The sequence below is a fragment of the Martelella sp. NC20 genome, from assembly GCF_013459645.1.
Taxonomy (GTDB): Bacteria; Pseudomonadota; Alphaproteobacteria; order Rhizobiales; family Rhizobiaceae; genus Martelella.
Map to the genome: position 1 here is coordinate 5,307,059 of NZ_CP054861.1, position 18,628 is coordinate 5,325,686.

Sequence of the window (18,628 nt, forward strand, 5' to 3'; positions counted from 1 at the left end):
CGTCAGGATCAATCGTCTTTGAGTGCGCATATTGCTCGAATGCAACCGTATTCGCGCGCCATCAGCATGGTGTGATCTGGCCATGATTCGGGAAGCGCGACGATCGTGTTGACGGTCGCAACGGTGGCGCGCGATCGAGTTTCCACAACGCCGCCCCTTATCTGCGTACCCATCAAAACCCGCCCTTCGTCGCTCATATCGACGGCACCAGTGCAGACAGCCATGTGAAGGGCGACCAGCATGTCCTCACATCCGCCCGATCGCGGACTGGCGGATGAGCGCCGGCATCAAACTCGTTGACGACAAGCCGCCGTCACCTGGCTGTGCCTGCATCCCGTGGCTGATCGCAGAAACACTGAAACCGGAGACGTGCCGTTTTGTCACGGCAGCTTCACCAAACGAGGCACCATGACGCCCATGATATCCAACCTGAAGGGCGCCAGCGCATTCGTTCGAACGGATACGCGACCTGAATTTGGCGGAGATCGATCCCGCAACCGGACGAGCAGAAAGCCACAGCCTTGATGCGCGTGCCCGGTCAGGGCTACGCCGCCGTAGCCAATGAAATAGCTGCGTTTTCCGGAGTTTCGCCGTGCGGTGGCACCCATATGTGCTGCCGGCGACTGGCGCGGCATACACCATCCGAGTCGCCAATTTAAACCTATGGTTGTATTTTTATCTGGACAACCTATGGTAGGTTCCGCTACCTTTCAATTGGCGTCGCGCACAAAGCCGTTGCCGAAAAAGCACCAGATCAAACCACTATCTCGGAGAAAAACCATGTCCATGGAGACCGGGGACCTGATGTCCCTCGCACCCGACACCCAGCGGCCACTGCCGCCAGAGATCAGTTTCGATCCCACAACCGGGATCTTTTCCGGCGCCACCGCGCCAGGTACATCCATCAGGATCGAAAGCAGTGACGACCAGCAGTCGTTCACGGCAAAGCCCTGCTCCAACGGCAAATGGGAGGTCATTCTCGGCAAGCCGCCGCGCTGGTATACCGTGTTCACCATCTGGGCCCAGCATATGGGCTCCGGCGCAACCTCTGACAAGATCAAGTTCACCTTCGGCGGCAGCAGCCCGAAACTGAAAGATATCTATGTCAGCGGGACATTCGCCTGCGGCATTTCCGATGCGCCGGCCAACGTCACCGTGCATGGTCCGAACGGCGACCTTCTCGGCTGCGCCTTCGCCTTCGGCAAAAACGGCAGCTGGAATGTCAAGTTGCCTGAGAAGCTCGCCGCCGGAGAGAAGGTCTGTATCGTTGCCAAGCTGCTTAACGGCAACAATTCCATGCCGCTGTTCGCCGAGGTGGACACATTCGCGGTCGAAGAGCGCTGCCCCTCTCATTTTTCGGGCTCCGGCGCGCGTCCGGGCGACAAGATCCAGATTTTTGACGTGGGCGGCGGGCCCCTGCTCGGTACCGCCAAAGCGACGGCCACCGGCACCTGGTCCGTTTCATTCGACCCGCCGCTCGCGGCAAACAAGCGCGTCTACATCCGCCGTGTCCACAAGGGCGGTTCTACCGCCGAAGGTCCGACCATTTTCGGGTTCTTCGACGGTATCATTCCCGCCGACATCGACGGTGTCGACAGTTCGGCAGCTTGGGGAACCGGCACGCCGGGTTATTGGGTCAACGTTGACCAATACCCAGTTTGGGGGTCGCCAATAATGGACAATTTCCCGGTTCAGATCGCAGAGAATGGCAGTTGGTCCAAAACCTTGTATCCGCCCCAGCAAGGGACAAAGTACGCGACACGAACATCGACCCAGTCAAATGGCGGCACATATTCAAATTCCTACAGTTGCGCCGAATATATGGGCACTCGGCCAAACCCGCCTCATGTTTCCTCTATCGATTCATCCGGCATTAGCGGTTATGCGGACCAGAGCAAATATGTCGTGATTTCCTCGACCAGCTACGGCTCAATCACGACGGCGAACGTTGACCCGACCGGCTATTGGTATTTCAACTATAACCTAAGCACCGTGGATCCATCAGGCGAGGTCTTCAGTATCAGCACGCTCTATAACCCCAGCGGCATCGACGTAACATCGTCTTCAACCGCGACCTTGGTGTCGGATCCGGACGACACCGTTCCGGCAGTCCCGGTGATGACCCAATATGACGGTTACACCTTCGCCGGCACCGAGCAGACGATGCCCACGCAAATCAAGGTTTTCGACAAAGATGAAGGCGGCACCGTTACCAAGGACCCGATGCCCGTCAACAATTCCAGCTGGACATCGGCCAATTCGACGCTCAACGACCTCAACAACGGCAGGCAGCCGCCAGTTCCCCTGGGCGATAGGGTTTTCCCGCAGGCACGCTACATAAAATCGACCGGTGAACCCGGTGCGACCATGGTGGGCGCCACTTCTTACGTTGGCACACCGCCCACCACCGTGAAGGTACCCATCCCGCCCGAAATCGACTATGTCGTCGGTTCGACCATAAACGGAACATCGCAGATTAATGTCAACATCAAGCTGAGTTCGAACGTAGGAGGCAACATAACGAACTATCCAACGATTCCATTCACCACCGATGGAAACTGGACTATCAACATTCCCGCCGCGCTGCCAACAAATGCGATTTTCACCGCTGTGGCGTATTATGAGGAAGACCAGCCGTCGGATCCATATGTCAAATGGGTTGGACACGATATCAAAATGAGTCCCAACATAACAGCGGTCACTTCGACAAGTGTGACGGTAAATCAACTTGACCCCGGCCCGCAGGAAATCATCGGCTGGCGCTCGAGCGACGGAATGAAGATCGTAGATTCCTCGCTTAATCCCTCTGACTCGGGTACCGATCACGTTCTTCCTTACCTCCCGGGCGTCACACTTTCCGAACACGACCAGATCAATCTGGTTTCAGCCTTCCCCGATGGCGGCACGATGTCGGAGTATGACTCCAAACCGGAAGGCTATCCACAAGTGCACTGACGACATCGGGGCAGGCGGCACAAGCACGTGCCGCCTGCCCCCCTGCACAGCCGGCGCTGTGTCGCCGGCTGTCGATGCCAAGGTCACATCTGCATGTCGAACAGCACCAGGTTCGCGTGCACCCAACATTCGCCGAGCGGGAACCACGCTGACGCGTCCGCGCAGGACGACAACACTCTTGCGGAGAACACCATGTCTATGGAGACCGGGACCACCGTGCCCCACAAAGCCAATACGCAGCGGCCGCTGCCGCCGGAAATCAAATTCCACATACCAACCGGCACCTTCTCCGGTACGGCCGAACCGGGCAAGGTCATCAAGCTCACGAACACCGCCGACAAACACACCCGGTTGGCGCCCGTCGACAAGGACGGCCACTGGGAAATCGTGATGGGAAAGGAGCCACGGTGGTATACCATCTTTCAAATCTGGGCCAGCGACCCTGCCACCGGAGCGACCTCGCACACGACCAATTATACTTTTGGCGGCAACAAAGTGATGCTGAAAGACGTCTATGCCAGCCGTTCGCTCGTCTTCGGCCGTGCACGGCCAGGCACCGAGATCATCGTCTTCGGACCAGCGGGCCAGACCCTCGGCCGCACCTTCGTCTTTGGCAGGGAAAGTGGATGGGCCGTCAACTTCCGCGAGGCGCTTGATGCCGGAGAAAAAGTCTGCGTCATCGCATCGCGCCCCGACGGCAGCACGTCCATGCCCGTGTTCGTCAAGGCCGAGACCTTCTCGGTCGATGACCGCAATGTGGGCCGCATCGCCGGCGCCGGCGCCAGAACCGGAGACAGATTCGAAATCATCGACGTCGCTTCCGACCAGAAGATCGCGGAGGCAACAGTGACGGACGCGGGCAACTGGTCGGCAAATTTCGCCGATATGCTGGAGGCCGGCACGCGGATCGGCATCGAGCGCTTTCATCAGGACGGTTCGTCATCCACGGGGCCGATTGTGACGGTAACGACGCATAACTGCCCTGCGCCCGTCATCGATCTGATTTCGGCTTCTGAAGTCGCGGGGACGGCGCGACCCGGCCTGCTCGTCCGCTACAACCGTTATCGTGACAGTCAGCCGGTTGTCGCCGAGAGTATACGCGTTCCACCTTCCGGCACATGGACAGTCCCGGAAACGGACCTTCAGGAGGGAGACAGCATTGTCGCGACAACGGCTGACAGTTCCGGCATGACGACGTCGCAGCTCTATGCCTCCGTCACTGTCGGAAGCGCTCGGCCGGGCATACCGCTCGTCGCTTCTACAGCAGCAGATTGCGCTTCGGGCTACGCCAATCCCGGCGATTATGTCGTGGCCTCCACCACCGCAGATGGCGTAATCGCCTGGAGCCAGGTGAAGGACGACGCGACATGGGCCGTGCAATGGACGCCGCTTCCGGACTGGAGCGACGAAACGATGCTGGTGCACTTCACCATTTATACCGCTCTTGCCGGAGGTGGTCACGACACACCGTCTTCACATTCGTGCATTCGCTACGCCAGTGAATCCGCGGACCCGCCCCCCAAACCTGTGATTACGAGCTGGTCTCAAGCAGATGCAACCTTCCACGGCACTGAGGGTTTGGTTCAAACCAAAATCAAGATTTTCAACACCGAGACCTATTCAACCGTGGCGAAAACCCCGCAGGAAATCACAAGCAGCAACTGGTCGGAGATAGCCGACTATCCTCCTAGTCCCGGTGATGGGGTTTACGCCCAAGCCATCGGAACGACGGACAGTGGCGACCCCGGCGCGACATCCGACCAATCAGATACTTTCTACTGTTGATCCGGCATTCGAGATCGCCTCGAACGTGAAGCGTTGGGATCGCTTGGGCCGCAACCTGCAACCCAACCATGCAAAGGCCGGCCAGATGGCGTTACGTCATCTGGCCGTCTTCGCCCTTGGCGGCCGTGGACAAGTCACTCACCGAAAATACAATCTTTTCAAGAAAATTTTCGTCTTTCACCGTGCACTTGCCTTGCTGTCGACAGACAGTCGGGGTGGTTGTTCAGTCGGTATATTAAACCTATGGTTGTATTTTTACATAGACAACCATAGGTTTAATACGCTATCTTTCAAAAGGCATCGTGCTCCAATCCGTTGCCGCAAAGCTTCACGAGAAAACAACTTTTACGGAGATGAACCATGACCATGGAGACAGGGGACCTGAGGGCCCTCACACCCGACACCCAGCGGCCCTTGCCGCCGGAAATCAAGTTCAATTCAACGGCCGGAACATTTTCCGGAACTGCTGCACCGGGGCTATCCGTCAGGCTGACGAGCAGCTTCGACCAGCAGATGCGTTCGGCAGAGGCGGACGCGAACGGAACATGGAAGATCGCCATCGGCCAGCCCCGTTGGTACACCATCTTCAAGATCTGGACCTGCGACCCTGCGACGGGCAGTTCGTCAGAGACGATCGAATTCACCTTCGGCGGCAGCAGCCCAAAGCTTAATGAAGTGTATGCCAGCGAGACCGTCGCCTTCGGTCGCACCGGCGCCGGCACCGAAGTATCCGTGTTCGGCCCGGCCGGACAGGTTCTCGGGCGTTGCTTCGCTTTCGGCAAGTATGGCATTTGGTCGGTAAAATTCCGTGAACGGCTCAAGGCCGGGGACAAGGCGTGCATCGTCGCCAAACTCCCGAACGGCAACACTTCCATGCCGCTGTTCGTCGCGGCAAAAACCTTTTCCGTCGACGACCGCAACGTCGCCCATATCGCAGGCTCGGGCGCGGCGATCGGCGACAGGATTCGTCTATTCGATGCCGCGTCTGGAGAGCAGGTCGCCGAACCGGCAGCGACAGATTCGGGCAGTTGGTCGGTTTCATTCTGCGACCCGCTCGAAACCGGCAAACGCATCGCCGTTCAGCGCGTGCACGAGGACGGCACGACCTCCGAGGGACCAATCTTCACAGCCACCAAGTATGACTGTCTCGCTCCGGTGATCGAGACTTTCTCAGGTGGCCAGTTGGGCGGCATGGCGCAACCCGGGCTTGAGGTCACTTACACGCAGATCCGTGGTCATAGCAAAATCCGCAGCGGTGCCGTGACAACCGACGAAACATCGCTCTGGAACAGTTCTACCGGACCGGACAAGACGCCCTTCGATTTCAAACCCGGTGATATCCTCATCGCCACGACGCAGAGCGCCGACGGAACTGCGGAATCCCTGGTTTCCTCGAATGTAACGGTCGACGGCACCCGGCCGGGTTCCCCGCTTGTGGAATATGTGGACCAGAACAGCGCAAGCGGATGGGCGGAGCCGCATACCTTCGTGGTGGTCTCGACCGCAGACAAGGGCGTGATCTGCGTGGGAAGAACCACCTGGGAAGGCCACTGGTATGTCGACTGGTCGAGCTATGTCGGATCGCTGCCGACGACGACGGTGGTTGTCTTTGAGGTCTTCGAATCTCTGCTGCCAGACAGAGACGCCCCAACCTCCCTGTCTGCCGCCTGCTACGCGGACGCAAACGCAACCTATCCCGCCCAGCCCACGATCGACCTCTATATCGGCGCTCAGTTCGCCGGTGGAGAAACCGTTACCAGTCCATCCACATGGGTGAGGGTCTCCACGCCGACCCAGGTTCTCAATCCAGATGGAGCCGAGACAACTTCCAGCCAGCGCTGGAGTCTTGATCTGAGTTCGACCCCTGGCCTCATTCCAGGTGACGGCACACCCGTCACCGCCACGGCCTGGTTCAAGTCAGGCACTAGCCTCACCCTTTCCGGACCGGCATCAAGTCAAGTCACCGTCGACAGTTTTGTTCCGCCTTCCCCGATTGTTACCACCGCGTTTACCAACGACATCAAGGGCAGCGAGCCTGTTTCACTTGCCGATATCACGCAATTGCCGAATATCACTATCTATGTCTGCGATGCGGCAGACCTGACCCGAACCCCGATCTCAAGCAACAGCGGCCATCTGACAAGCGGCAGGACCTGGGAGATAAAGCCCTCGCCGCCCAGAACGCCCGGAGAAAACATGCTTGCGTGGGCGCAGACCGATGCAGGCGCAAAGTCGGGGTACACGCCGTTCACGATCGCAGCGGTCTCCAAGCCCGTGCCCCCCGAGATCACAATCGATCAAGTGGCAGATGTTGGCGGCGCCGGCACCTATCAAACGACGGTAGAGCTGTCGATGAACGGGAACGTCGTGGGAACAACCTTGGTCTCGGCAGGTTTGAGCTGGAAGATCAATGTCGGATCAACGCCTCCGGTTGGCACACGCTTCGAGGCCGTCGCAATCGATAGCTCCGGCAACAGATCGGATCCTTTCTACGCCATTGTTGGTGATGGCCCAACGAGCCTTGCAATGGATCCGACAACCATCACGACCACAAGCGCCAGCGGCACCGTCACCGACCCCAATCAGAGACTCCTGGGGTGGCGCCTGACCGATGGTTTGAAAGTCATGGACACGCTGCTGACCTCACTCAGCTTCACAGCGAATTACCTCTCCAGCGTCACCGTCAGCAGCGGCGACATCATCAAGTTCTCGGCGCAGGATACGGCGACTGATGCCACCGAGGGCACGATGACCGCCTATGACGGGAAGCAGGTCAACTAAACAACTCGTTCCATGAAAAGACAACCGGCGGAGCGGCCGCCGGTTGTCCGCCCGGATCGGGCCGAGTCCGCGATCCTGGCCCGTACCGGAAACCGGGCCCCGGGGCAGGTCGACGCGGAGCGACGGCGGATCAACGCCCCGCTCAAAACAACTTGAAATGGCATTTCATCTGTTCGCGATCAGGGCGCGGAGCCGCCAGTGGACAGATCCGGCTCAAACACTTTTACGGAGAACAAACATGGTTATGGATACAGGGAGCCTTCTGCCCCTCCCCCCCAAGGATCGGCGGCCGCTGCCGCCCGAAATCGCCTTCAACGCGGCAACCGGCATCTTCTCCGGCACTGCCCGACCAGGCGTGTCCATCAGGCTGACAAGCAGCGCCGATCCGCGCTTGCAATCGGCAACGGCGGACAGTGACGGCAAGTGGGCAATCGCTCTCCGCGGATCTCCGCGCTGGTATACGATCTTCAGGCTCTGGGCCTGCGACCGGGCAACAGGCGCTGGGTCGGAGGAAATACAGGTCACCGTCGGCGGCAAGCGCCCGACATTCGAGGATGTCTATGCAAGCAGGACCGTTGTCTTCGGTCGCATCAAGAATGGCAACGAAATCAATGTCTACGGTCCAGAAGGCGACCTACTCGGGCGCACATTCGTCCTGGGCAATGAGGGAATATGGGCCGTCACCTTCCGCAAACCGCTCAAGGCCGGAGACAGGATCTGCGTCGTCGCGAAAATTCTCGGCGGCGACACGTCCCTGCCGCTGTTCACATCCGCAAACACCTTTTCGGTCGACGATCGCAATGTCGGCCATATCGCCGGCTCCGGAGCAAGGCCGGGCGACAGGATTCAGATCTTCACATCGGAGGGCAATCTGCTCGCGGAAACCGATGCGACGCCGTCGGGCACATGGTCGATTTCGTTCTGCAAGGCGCTTGCGGCCAGCACACGCATCAACATCCGCCGTGTTCACCTGGACGGCTCATCGTCCGCGGGCCCGGTCTTTGAGACCGATGTCGAGCGATGCCTGGCCCCTGTTATCGATATGCTGGCGGACTCCAGGATCGGCGGCTTGGCGCTTTCAGGTCTGCTTGTGGAATGCAGGCACTTTCGTGACGGAACTCTGATCAAAGCTACCGATCTGGCCGCCGACGAAAATAATCGGTGGGAGAGCGCTGCAGGTTTCGGAGATTATCAGGAAAACGACAGTTTCGTCGCGACAACCCGAAGCACGGACAACAGAAGAGCTTCACTGATCCATTCTGCCGTGACGATCGGTTCGCCCAGGCCCGACATGCCGGGGATCACATCAATTGACCAGAAACATGCCACTGGGACCGGCCAGGGCGGCCAGTATATCGTGGTCTCGTCCGCTGAACACGGCCTCATCCATATGGCGCTCATCAGCAACCAAAACACATGGAGCATCGACTGGACCGGAAGCGTGGGCTCTCTCCCGAAATCGACCGTCGTCTACTTCATTCAAATGGAATCGATCAATTCCGGTTTCTATTCACCGACTTCGGAATACGCCGCGCGGTATGCGGACGCGGACGCGGAGATCATCGAACCGCCGGTCATCCTTGGCTATCGCGATGAACAGACCTTTTACGGAACGGAAGGGACAGCCGACGTCTTCATCCGCATGTTCAACTGTTCCGAACTAAGTACGGAAATGAAGCGAGGCAGTTCGCCGGTTGTTCTCGGCAAATGGACTTTTCAACCGGAGTTTGTCCCCAAACCAGGCGATGAAGTCTACGCTACCGCCAGTACCAAGACCGGCAACAGCTATGGCGTGACCTCGGAAATATCGAACTATTATACGGTCGGCGAAGCGCCTGCAACGAAAGTCCCCCTTCCGCCCGAGATCGACTATATTTTGGGCGATTCAGTCACCGGGACAGCCCAACTTGGAACCTATATAACGCTAACCCTCTCTATAGAAGGTTCAGGCCCGCAGGAGTTCCCCGCAGTACAATCGGTCGACGGAAACTGGGAGGTTCCGATAGGGACCGTCGCGCCGAGCGGTGCGGTGTTCTCCGCAACGGCAAGGTTTGGTCAAACCGGCGATCCGTCGGACGCTTATGTCAAGGTTTTGAACCAGAACCAGAAGGGGTTTCTGGTCGTCGACAGCGTCAGCGAGACCGCCGTCACGGGAACGGCCCCTCAACCTGCGCAGGTGATCATGGGTTGGCGATCGAGCGACGGGAAGAAGATCGTTGACCAGGCGCTGCCGGGCACGGAGACAGCGTTCAATATTCCCTATCCGGACGGCCTGACACTGGCCCAACACGATCAGTTGAACCTCGTCTCCGCCTTTCCGGATAACGGAACAATGACGCCCTACAATTCCAAGCCCGAGGGGTACCCGAACCAGGAGTAGGCATTTTCCGACCGCCGGCGACATCGGTCTCTGGAATCGGCCAGTGCATTTCCGCTTCGCTCGATCTCCAGCCACCGGTGACGCCGACCGGATCGGGCTCTGTTGCAGAAATTCGGCTGATGTCCGAGAGAACGCCCAAGATTTTCAGTGGGACTTGGATGAGGGTCCAACTCGAGAAGAGTTGAGCGACTTTAGAGCATTTCGCAGTCAGGCAGAATCACCTGACTGCGAAGCTGGTCGTGGCTGTCGTAATGATAGCGTTTGAGGGTTGCGCCCTTGATTGTCCGGTTCACCCGCTCGACCTGGCCATTTATCCAGCGATGTTTAGGCTTGTCGCCCTCCACATCCGGTCGTCTCGAAATCCCATGGCGTTGCAGGCATCGATGCAATGACAATCGTGCCAGATGCGGGATTGTCGGCTGAAGAGCTGTCGAACGAGACATGGCCAATCGACCCGCGCGTCTGCAGACGCAGGAAGCGGCGCAGGTCCGCCTCGGTCATCGGCGTCAGGGGGTGGTTTTCCATCCCGGATTCGTTCAGGAGCCTGTCCCCGACGAAAAGATGCCCCATGAAAACGCGTCGGCCAGTTTCCGGAAAGGCCGGGCAGACGATGGCGATATCTGTCTTCATGAGATCGAGCAACGCTTCGGCGACCGGTCCGATATTGCCGTCCGGCATCGAATCGAAAGTCGAACAATATTTGAAGACGAGTTGCTCGCAGCCTTGCGCCAACAGCCATTCGGCTGCCGCAAGCGATTGCCGCACGGCCTCCGCGACAGGAAGCATCCGTGTCTTCAACGCCACCACGCCGGCCTCGGACGCGCCCGGGTCACCACCTGGCCCGACGAACAGACTGGTCGCCATGCCGCCCTTGGCAAGCGTGTTGGCAAGGTCGCTTGCGCCGGTGAAGTCATCCGCGATCGCCCCGAGAAGCATTACCGGCCCTCCCCTCTCACGGCATCGAGCAGAAAGCAGCAATCCGGCTCCGATTGCGTGGCGAAGGTCTTCACGACGGAAAGGTCGGCAAGCTCGACTTCCGCGCAGCGATCATCCGCAAGTGAGATGAAGGCGGTCTCACCGACGACGTGGGCCGCAAGCGGAATGCTGCCGAGCGGCAGGCAGCCGAGCTCGCGCATGCCTTCCGCGTCGACGAGCGAAATGCTCCTGTCGCCGCAGTTCAGGAGCAGAAGCCGGTTTCCGGCGAGGCCATAGACGCGCAGCGGATCGCTTCGCGTCTTCATCTCGCGCGTAATGCGCATCGAGGCGGTGTCGATTGCGACAAGCGTGTCGGAGAGGCGGTTCGTGACATAGAGGGTGTCGCCTCCGGCATTGAGCCATATCCCTTCAGGCTTTTCGCCCGGCGTCACCGCGATCGGCGGGATGGCGGCGTCACGCGGCGCGACTTTCGTCACGGTATGGCTCAGGAGGTTGCAGCAATAGGCTGTTTCGCCATCGGCGCTGACCCGGAAAAGGTGGCCTTTCAGCCCGCCACTCGGCACAGCCCGGGACGGAACGTCCACCGACAGAGGGTCATCGAAGGTCATCAGGATGTTATCACCTTCACTGAGCGCCAGCAGCCGGCCGCGGCCATCGAGCGCGATGCCGTGAATCCGGCGCCAGGGTCGGCAGTCCAGCGTTCTGACGATGCTGCGGGCGGCCAGATCGACCACGGTGATCGAACTACCGCCATCACCATGGTCGGCGGATGTACGCAGACCGTAGTGGCCGATGAAGGCGAATGCCTGATCGGCGGAGACCACGAACTCGTGCGAGTAGCGGGGCAGGTCGATACTGTCGAGGCGCTTGGTCGTCTTGCTGTCGTAGAAGCTCAGGCAGTGACTGCTTTTCTCGACGATAACCAGCATGCCGGCATTTGCTTCGCTCATCGGCCCGGCAATCCCCTGGTCAGCACGTCGATGGCGTAGAGCGACGTCGAGGCCGTGATGAACAGTCTGTTGTTCTCAGGTCCGCCGAAGGTGCAGTTCGCGACGATCTCGGGCACCAGGATTTTCCCTAGCCGCTCGCCTCCGGGCGTATACACCTGAATGCCGTCATGAGCGGAGGTGAAGATATGGCCGTGGACATCGAGCCGGAAACCATCCGAAGCGCCGGGCAGCACCTCGGCAAAGATCCGGCCGTTCCTGAGCCGCTTGCCGTCCTCGACCTCGAAAACGCGGATATGCGGCGGTCCGTCGGCCGCATCGGACCGTCCCGTGTCGGAAATGTAGAGCAGGCCCTCGTCCACCGAGAAGGCGAGACCGTTCGGCCTGTCGAAATCATCGGCGACGACGGTGAGTTCTTCCGTCTCCGGGTCGAAACGATAGACGTAGCAGGCCCCGATTTCACTGTCCGCCTTGACGCCCTCATAGTCGGAGAGGATGCCGTAGGGCGGGTCCGTAAACCAGATCGTGCCGTCGGATTTCACGACCACATCGTTCGGCGAATTCAGTCGCTTGCCCTGATAACGGTCGACGAGCGTCACCACCGTGCCGTCGGCCTCGGTGCGGCTGACCGCGCGGCCGGAGTGTTCGCAGGAGACGAGCCGCCCCTCGCGGTCGCGTGTGTGGCCGTTGGCGTGTCTGGACGGTTCGCGGAACACCGACCCGCCCTCTTCGGGATGCCAGCGCAGCATCCGGTTATTGGGAATGTCGCTCCAGGTGATGCTGCCGTCTTCCCACCAGACCGGCCCCTCGCTCCATGTCGCTCCGGTCCAGAGTTTTTCAAGCCTGGCATCCGGCGCGACCAGTCCGGTCATGCGGGGATCCTCGACAATCACATCGCTCATTGCGGTCTCCTCTCCGTCGCTGTGGATGCAGCCATGCGCGCGGCCAACAGCACCGCCTCCTCGCCGGCAAGCGGATTGGCAATGCCCTGGCCTGCAATATCGTAGGCCGTGCCATGGGCAGGCGTACAGACCGGAAATGAAAGACCGCCCAGCATGGTGACGCCCCGGTCAAAGCCCATCAGCTTCATCGCGATCTGGCCCTGGTCGTGATACATTGTCAGCACCGCGTGATGGCCTTCCTTCAGCGCCTTGACGAAGACGGTATCGGCGGGAAATGGGCCGGCGACATCATGGCCGCGTGCCCTTGCCGCCTCGATGGCCGGGGCAATGATCTCGATTTCCTCCATGCCGAAGCTGCCGCCGTCACCGGCATGCGGGTTGAGACCGGCAACCAGTATACGAGGCTTTTCAATGCCGGCCAGCCTGAGGCAGCTCTCCGTTCGGGCTATTTCCCGCAGGATTACCTCTTCGCTCAGCGCCGCGGAGACATCCTTCAGCGGAATGTGCGAGGTGACGCGGGCATTCCAGATCTGCTGGAGGACGTTGAATTCACGCACGCCGCCGTCGTCGAGGCGAAGAAGCCCGGTGATGAAACGGCTTTCATCGTCATAACCCGGATGGGCGTAGCGCATCGCCTTCTTGTTGAAGGGCGTGTAGCAGACCCCGTCCACCCTGCCTGCCTTGGCAAGCCTCAGCGCCAGGGTGAAATTTTCGACCGCGAACCGTCCGCCGGCAAGGCTTGCTTCGCCGGGCGTGATATCGGCTGGATCGAGATTGCCGAGATCGATCAGCGCCGGTCCGGTATCCGCATTCCCGATCTCCTCGATCGCGACCGAAGGGACGGCGGTTGCGAGCCCCGCGACGGCCGCTCCCGCATCGAGCATCCGCCGGTCGCCGATGACGACCAGCCGAGCCGCCTCCCGGACGCGTGCCGACGCCACAAGCCGGGTGGCAAGTTCGGTGCTGATCCCTGCCGGATCGCCCATCGCGAGCGCGATCAGCGGGCGTTGCCTGCCTTGCTGCTCAGCATCCATGTCGTTGTCTCCTTTCGTCACCGCAGCCGCGCGCCTTCGGGCGAGAACAGCCGCATGCAGCCCTTCTGGCATGTCAGCCATATCCGCTCCCCGGAGGAGTGATCCTGCCCTTCGCGCTGTTCGACGGTGAGATCCTGTCCGTCCGCAAGACGGCAGTAGAGATAGCGCGTGCCGCCGAGATATTCGGCAAAATCCACTGTGGCTTCAAACGAAGAACCGCTGTTTTCGCCGATGGTCAGGTGCTCCGGCCGAATACCGAGCTTGACCGGCCCGCTCTCAGTCGTCGCTTCGACGGGCGGATCGACGACAATCGTCTGTCCGCCGACGAAAAGACTTCCCGCCGGGCCGGCGGTCGCGTCAATGATGTTCATCCGCGGCGAGCCGATGAAGCCGGCGACGAACAGGTTGTTCGGATCTTCATAGACATCGCGCGGCGTGCCCACCTGCTCGATCCTGCCGTCACGCAGGACGACGATCCGGTCGGCAAGCGTCATGGCCTCGGTCTGGTCGTGCGTGACGTAGATCATGGTGTTGCCGAGTTCGCGATGCAGCCTTGCGATCTCGATGCGCATGCTGACCCTGAGTTCGGCATCGAGATTGGACAGCGGCTCATCGAACAGGAAGGCGAGCGGCTTGCGCACGATTGCCCGGCCGATCGCGACGCGCTGCCGCTGCCCGCCCGAAAGCTGGCCCGGCCGCCGGTCGAGCAGCGGGCCGATCTTCAGGATTTCGGCAGCCGCTTCGACCTGACGTTCGATTTCGGGCGGCGGCGTCCTGGCGATTTCAAGGCCGAAGGCAAGGTTCTGGCGCACGCTCATATGCGGATAGAGCGCATAGGACTGGAACACCATGGCGATGCCCCGCTTCGAGGGATCGAGGTCGGTGACGTCGCGTCCGGCGATGAGAATGTCACCGTCGGTGACATCCTCCAGGCCCGCGATCATCCGGAGCAGCGTGGACTTGCCGCAGCCCGATGGGCCGACGAAGACCACGAACTCGCCGCCCTTGATGGCGAGATCGAGACCGTGAATGACATCGACCGCGCCGAAGCTCTTGCGCACGCCGTGAAGCGTGATGTCGGCCTTTTCCTGCGATAATGTGCTCATCTTAAGTCCTGACCCAGACGAGCATCTCGCCAGGCTCCCGGTTATCCCAGAGGTGATAGGGAACGAAGCGAGCCGTCACCGGACGAAGATCGGGGGCCTTCCGGTCGTAAAGCCGGTTGCCGTGTCCCTGCCAGTCTTCGCGGTGCGCCGGAACGTCGATGGCAACGCCACCGCTCAGGGCACTCAGCACGCTTGTGTTCGCCTCCGCAATGGCATCGTCAACGATGAGCGCGTTGAGACCGGCGGTATTGTCGGTTTCCTCGACGCAGTAGATCAGCGGGCCCCGCGCCAGTGCGGCCCGTCCGAGATCGGCCCGAACGGCCGGATTGGCGCGCAGCGCATAGGGCTGCATCGGCAGGTCGAGCGACAGTGCATCGCCGGGCTGCCATTCCCGTTCGATGCGCAGATAGCCGCGTTCGGGGTCGCACTCGACGGTCTTTCCGTTGATGGCAAGCGATGCGCCTTCGCACCAGCCGGGAATCCTCAGCGCCAGGCGGAAGGCGAGCGGCATTTCGAGGCCGAGCGTGATATCGATGCGGCCGGACCACGGATAGGCGGTCTTCTGCTCCACCGTGACGCTGCCTCCGGCGACCGCCAGCCGGGCGGTGCTTTCATTGTAGAGATGGATGGCAATCTCGTCGGCGGCGACGCCATACATGTAGGTGCCGATCGAGGCGACGGTGCGGGCGATGTTCGGCGGGCAGCAGGGGCAGCGGTGCCAGGTCCAGCGGTGGTGGCCGCCCCGGCTCTCCAGCGGGTTGTCGTAAAAGAAGGTCGTGCCGTCGAGGGAAAGACCGGAGAGCGCGCCGTTGTAGAGCGCCTGCTCCATGACGTCGGCAAACCGGCCGTCCGGACCCCGGCCGAGCATGCGGCTCGCCCACATGGCAAGGCCGACGGAAGCGCAGGTCTCGGCATAGGCGCTTTCGTTCGGCAGGTCGTAATAGTCGGTGAAGCCCTCATTGCTCGCCGCCGGGCCGATGCCGCCGGTCACATACATCTGCTTTTCCGTCAGATCCTCCCACAGGATCTTCAGCGCATCCGTGAGGCTGTCATCGCCGAATTCCGTGGCGACATCGGCCATGCCGGAATAGAGGTACATCGCCCGGACCGCGTGTCCGGTAACCTTGGTCTGCTCGCGCACTGGCAGATGCGACTGGTTATACTCATAGGTGTCGTGGCGGAAACGCTTCGGGTCCTCGTTGCGGGCGGCCGCCTCGACATCGAAGTAATGCGGCTCCTGGCCGCGGGCATCGATAAAGAAGCGCGCGAGGTCGAGATAGCGCTGCTCGCCGGTGACGCGGCCGAGGCGGACCAGCGCCAGTTCGATTTCCTCGTGGCCGCAATAGCCGGGCTTCTGGTCCGGGCCGGGCCCGAATACGGAACCGATGTGGTCTGCATAGCGGCACATGGCGTCAAGCAGCGCAGGTTTGCCGGTCGCCTGGAAATAGGCAACCGCAGCCTCCATCAGATGGCCGGCGCAATAGAGCTCATGGCAATCGCGCAGATTGCTCCAGCGATCGCCGGGGCGCATGCGGATGAACCAGGAATTGAGATAGCCATCCGGTTGCTGCAGCTTGCAGAACATCGCGATGATCTCGTCGGTCTTCGCCTCGAGATCGGGGTTGGGCGTGCGGTAGAGCGCGTAGGCCGCCGTCTCGATAACCTTGGCGACGTCCGAATCCCAGAACATCTGGACATTGACGGTGTCCGGCGTGCCGTCGGCGCGGGTGTGGTAGGGCAGCCGCAGTGGCGGAACAGGAACATCAGGGTTGATCTGCTCGAGCATGCCGGCGGCAACGCAGCGATCATAGAGGATCATCGCCGTCTGATGCGCGACAGCATCGATGCGGTCGCCCCAGAACCCCTGGACGTCGACATCGGGGAGCGCGGGAGGGCGGAAGCCGCTGATGGCGGGAAGGTCGAAGGAAGTCATAGGTCAGTCCTTTTTGATCTTGATATTCACTTGACGGCGCCCGCGGTCAGGCCGCGGATGTAGTAGCGCTGCAAAAGCAGGAAGACGACGAGGCACGGCACCATCATCAGCGTCACGCCCGCCTGGACCGCGCCCCAGTCGATCGTGCCGTATTGTCCAGAGCGAACCGCGACCATCAACACCGGCAGGGTGTATTTCTGCTGGTCGGTCAGAAGGATGAGGGCTGCCAGGAACTCGTTCCAGGAGGCGAGGAAGGCGAAGATCGCGACCGTGGCCACGCCGGGAAGCACCAGCGGCAGCATGATCCGGTAGAGCACCTTGATGACCGAGGCGCCGTCGACGCGGGCCGCATCCTCGATCTCCTTCGGCACGGCGTCGAAGGCATTGCGCATCATGAAGATCGAGAACGGCATCTGCAGCGTGACGTAGACGCAGACGATACCGGTCAGCGTATTCTGCAGGCCGAGCTTGGACAGGATGACGAAAAGCGGCGTCAGAACCGACTGGAACGGGATCATGATCGTGGCGATGATCAGCACGAAAAGCGCGTTCTTGAACGGGAAACGGAAGCGCGAGAAACCGTAGCCGGCCAACAGGCTCACCACCACCGACAGGACCACTGTCGCCAGCGACACGGTGAGACTGTTGCCGGTATAGGTCCAGATACCGCTGCCGAAATCGGAGAGGTTCTGGTAGCTCTGGGTGCTGAAACCGGTCGTCGGCCATGGCGGCAAGGGCGGTTTGCGTGATTCCGCCGAGGTCTTGAAGCTCACCAGCAGACTCCAGGCGAGCGGCGCCAGAAACAGGAAGGCGAAAAACAGGCCAATCATATTGCGCCGGGTCATCTGAAACCGCTGGCGGCGTAATTTCATTTTGCGGCGGCTCATCACATACCCTCCGGATTGCGCAGAAGCCTGAGCTGGATCACGCTGATGGTGACCAGGATCAGCAGAAGGACCATCGACAGCGCCGAGCCGTAGCCCAGATGGAACGACATGAAGGACTGGCTGAAGATCCAGAACACAGTGGTGATCGTCTGGTTCTGCGGTCCGCCGTCCGAGATGATGTAGAACTGGTCGAAGGCGAGCATCGAGCCCGAAACCGACAGGATGAGGGCCAGCGCGATCGTGCGCCGCATCAGCGGAAGCGTGATGCGGCGGAAGCGCTGCCAGGAGGAGGCGCCGTCCACGCGGGCCGCTTCCTGCACCTCGGTGGAGATGCCCTGCAGACCGGTGAGCAGGATGATCATGTTGAAGCCCACCGTCTTCCAAACCACCATGACGATGATTGAGATGAAGGTGGTGTCGAAACTCGCCAGGAGGTTGACCGGCTTTTCGGTGAGCCCCAGCCGCCAGGCTAGCTGCGAGAACAGCCCGGAATCGACGTTCATCAGCCACACCCAGAGCAGGCTCGCCGAACCGAAACCGACCACGTAAGGCAGGAAGTAAGCCGTGCGGTAGAACCTGGTCATCGCATCCGGCCTGTCCACGAAGACGGCAAGCGGGAAGGCAACCGCAAAAAGCACGACCGTGACGATGAGCGTGTAGAACACCGTGAAGCGGAGCGAGTTCCAGAACTGGCTGTCGTGCAACATCTGCGCATAATTGCCGAGGCCGATGAAGCGCGGCGCGCCCATCAGCGGCCAGTTGTGAAGCGACATCCAGAAGGTCATGCATAACGGGATGACGAAGAATACGGTAACCAGCGCGACCGCTGGCGCGACGAACAGAAGTCCGACGAGTTGCTTGCGCCGAACCCGTCCCCGGCGCGGCCTGCGTGGCGTCGCTGTTGTGAATTGCGTTTCTGGCATGGCGCCTGTTCCGTGGGTCATGGAAAAATTGCCCCCGGAGCGCCGTGAACGGTGCCCGG

12 protein-coding genes and 2 pseudogenes are annotated in these 18,628 nt (G+C 60.7%); 4 read left to right on the forward strand and 10 right to left on the reverse strand.

Annotation, left to right across the window (positions count from 1 at the left end; all coding sequences use genetic code 11):
• Positions 1–8 precede the first annotated feature (8 nt).
• Positions 9–242: a hypothetical protein gene (locus HQ843_RS25280; protein WP_180900612.1), complete on the reverse strand. Its 234-nt coding sequence runs from the start codon at positions 240–242 to the stop codon at positions 9–11.
• Positions 243–780: 538 nt separating this feature from the next.
• On the opposite strand from HQ843_RS25280, the gene HQ843_RS25285 reads away from it, so the two are divergent.
• The 4 genes from HQ843_RS25285 to HQ843_RS25300 all read left to right on the forward strand — a co-directional run bounded on the left by HQ843_RS25285 (position 781) and on the right by HQ843_RS25300 (position 9,901).
• Positions 781–2,955: an Ig-like domain-containing protein gene (locus HQ843_RS25285; RefSeq protein ID WP_180900611.1), complete on the forward strand. Its 2,175-nt coding sequence runs from the start codon at positions 781–783 to the stop codon at positions 2,953–2,955.
• Positions 2,956–3,147: 192 nt separating this feature from the next.
• Positions 3,148–4,740 carry a hypothetical protein gene (locus HQ843_RS25290; RefSeq protein ID WP_180900610.1) on the forward strand — a complete coding sequence of 531 codons (1,593 nt, stop codon included), beginning with the start codon at positions 3,148–3,150 and terminating at the stop codon, positions 4,738–4,740.
• Between the two features lie 360 nt (positions 4,741–5,100).
• Entirely contained in the window at positions 5,101–7,521 is a 2,421-nt protein-coding gene (locus HQ843_RS25295; RefSeq protein ID WP_180900609.1) for a hypothetical protein, read from the forward strand.
• A 43-nt stretch (positions 7,522–7,564) separates the two neighbouring features.
• Entirely contained in the window at positions 7,565–9,901 is a 2,337-nt protein-coding gene (locus tag HQ843_RS25300; protein WP_180903348.1) for a hypothetical protein, read from the forward strand.
• A gap of 218 nt (positions 9,902–10,119) precedes the next feature.
• On the opposite strand, the pseudogene HQ843_RS25305 reads toward HQ843_RS25300, so the two are convergent.
• The 9 genes and pseudogenes from HQ843_RS25305 to HQ843_RS25345 form a co-directional block, all read right to left on the reverse strand.
• Positions 10,120–10,329 (reverse strand): annotated as a pseudogene (locus HQ843_RS25305) (hypothetical protein); the annotation flags it as partial.
• Positions 10,330–10,336: 7 nt separating this feature from the next.
• Positions 10,337–10,837: pseudogene (locus tag HQ843_RS25310) on the reverse strand (four-carbon acid sugar kinase family protein); the annotation flags it as partial.
• On the reverse strand, positions 10,837–11,787 hold the full coding sequence (locus tag HQ843_RS25315; RefSeq protein WP_180900606.1) for a YncE family protein: 951 nt from the start codon (positions 11,785–11,787) through the stop codon (positions 10,837–10,839). The pseudogene HQ843_RS25310 and the gene HQ843_RS25315, both read right to left, overlap by 1 nt.
• On the reverse strand, positions 11,784–12,686 hold the full coding sequence (locus tag HQ843_RS25320) for an SMP-30/gluconolactonase/LRE family protein (RefSeq protein WP_180900605.1): 903 nt from the start codon (positions 12,684–12,686) through the stop codon (positions 11,784–11,786). The genes HQ843_RS25315 and HQ843_RS25320 overlap by 4 nt, the downstream gene beginning before the upstream one ends.
• Positions 12,683–13,720, reverse strand: a complete 1,038-nt coding sequence (locus HQ843_RS25325) for a 4-hydroxythreonine-4-phosphate dehydrogenase PdxA (RefSeq protein WP_180900604.1) — start codon at positions 13,718–13,720, stop codon at positions 12,683–12,685. Before HQ843_RS25325 ends, HQ843_RS25320 begins: the two co-directional genes overlap by 4 nt.
• 17 nt (positions 13,721–13,737) lie before the next feature.
• Positions 13,738–14,826, reverse strand: coding sequence for an ABC transporter ATP-binding protein (locus HQ843_RS25330; RefSeq protein WP_180900603.1), 1,089 nt, complete (start codon positions 14,824–14,826; stop codon positions 13,738–13,740).
• A 1-nt stretch (position 14,827) separates the two neighbouring features.
• A complete protein-coding gene (locus HQ843_RS25335; protein WP_180900602.1) occupies positions 14,828–16,759 on the reverse strand; it encodes a glycoside hydrolase family 127 protein in 1,932 nt (643 codons plus the stop codon).
• A gap of 26 nt (positions 16,760–16,785) precedes the next feature.
• Complete coding sequence (locus HQ843_RS25340) at positions 16,786–17,649, reverse strand: carbohydrate ABC transporter permease (protein WP_371822108.1); 864 nt, start codon at positions 17,647–17,649, stop codon at positions 16,786–16,788.
• Positions 17,646–18,569, reverse strand: coding sequence for a carbohydrate ABC transporter permease (locus tag HQ843_RS25345; RefSeq protein ID WP_180900600.1), 924 nt, complete (start codon positions 18,567–18,569; stop codon positions 17,646–17,648). Before HQ843_RS25345 ends, HQ843_RS25340 begins: the two co-directional genes overlap by 4 nt.
• Between the last annotated feature and the right edge of the window lie 59 nt (positions 18,570–18,628).

Bases quoted from the DNA above. Each gene is read 5' to 3' on its own strand.
- HQ843_RS25295 (WP_180900609.1), top strand. From the start codon at position 5,101: ATGACCATGGAGACAGGGGACCTGAGGGCCCTCACACCCGACACCCAG.
- HQ843_RS25335 (WP_180900602.1), bottom strand. From the start codon at position 16,759: ATGACTTCCTTCGACCTTCCCGCCATCAGCGGCTTCCGCCCTCCCGCG.
- HQ843_RS25285 (WP_180900611.1), top strand. From the start codon at position 781: ATGTCCATGGAGACCGGGGACCTGATGTCCCTCGCACCCGACACCCAG.
- HQ843_RS25330 (WP_180900603.1), bottom strand. From the start codon at position 14,826: ATGAGCACATTATCGCAGGAAAAGGCCGACATCACGCTTCACGGCGTG.
- HQ843_RS25290 (WP_180900610.1), top strand. From the start codon at position 3,148: ATGTCTATGGAGACCGGGACCACCGTGCCCCACAAAGCCAATACGCAG.
- HQ843_RS25280 (WP_180900612.1), bottom strand. From the start codon at position 242: ATGCTGGTCGCCCTTCACATGGCTGTCTGCACTGGTGCCGTCGATATG.
- HQ843_RS25345 (WP_180900600.1), bottom strand. From the start codon at position 18,569: ATGCCAGAAACGCAATTCACAACAGCGACGCCACGCAGGCCGCGCCGG.
- HQ843_RS25325 (WP_180900604.1), bottom strand. From the start codon at position 13,720: ATGGATGCTGAGCAGCAAGGCAGGCAACGCCCGCTGATCGCGCTCGCG.
- HQ843_RS25315 (WP_180900606.1), bottom strand. From the start codon at position 11,787: ATGAGCGAAGCAAATGCCGGCATGCTGGTTATCGTCGAGAAAAGCAGT.
- HQ843_RS25320 (WP_180900605.1), bottom strand. From the start codon at position 12,686: ATGAGCGATGTGATTGTCGAGGATCCCCGCATGACCGGACTGGTCGCG.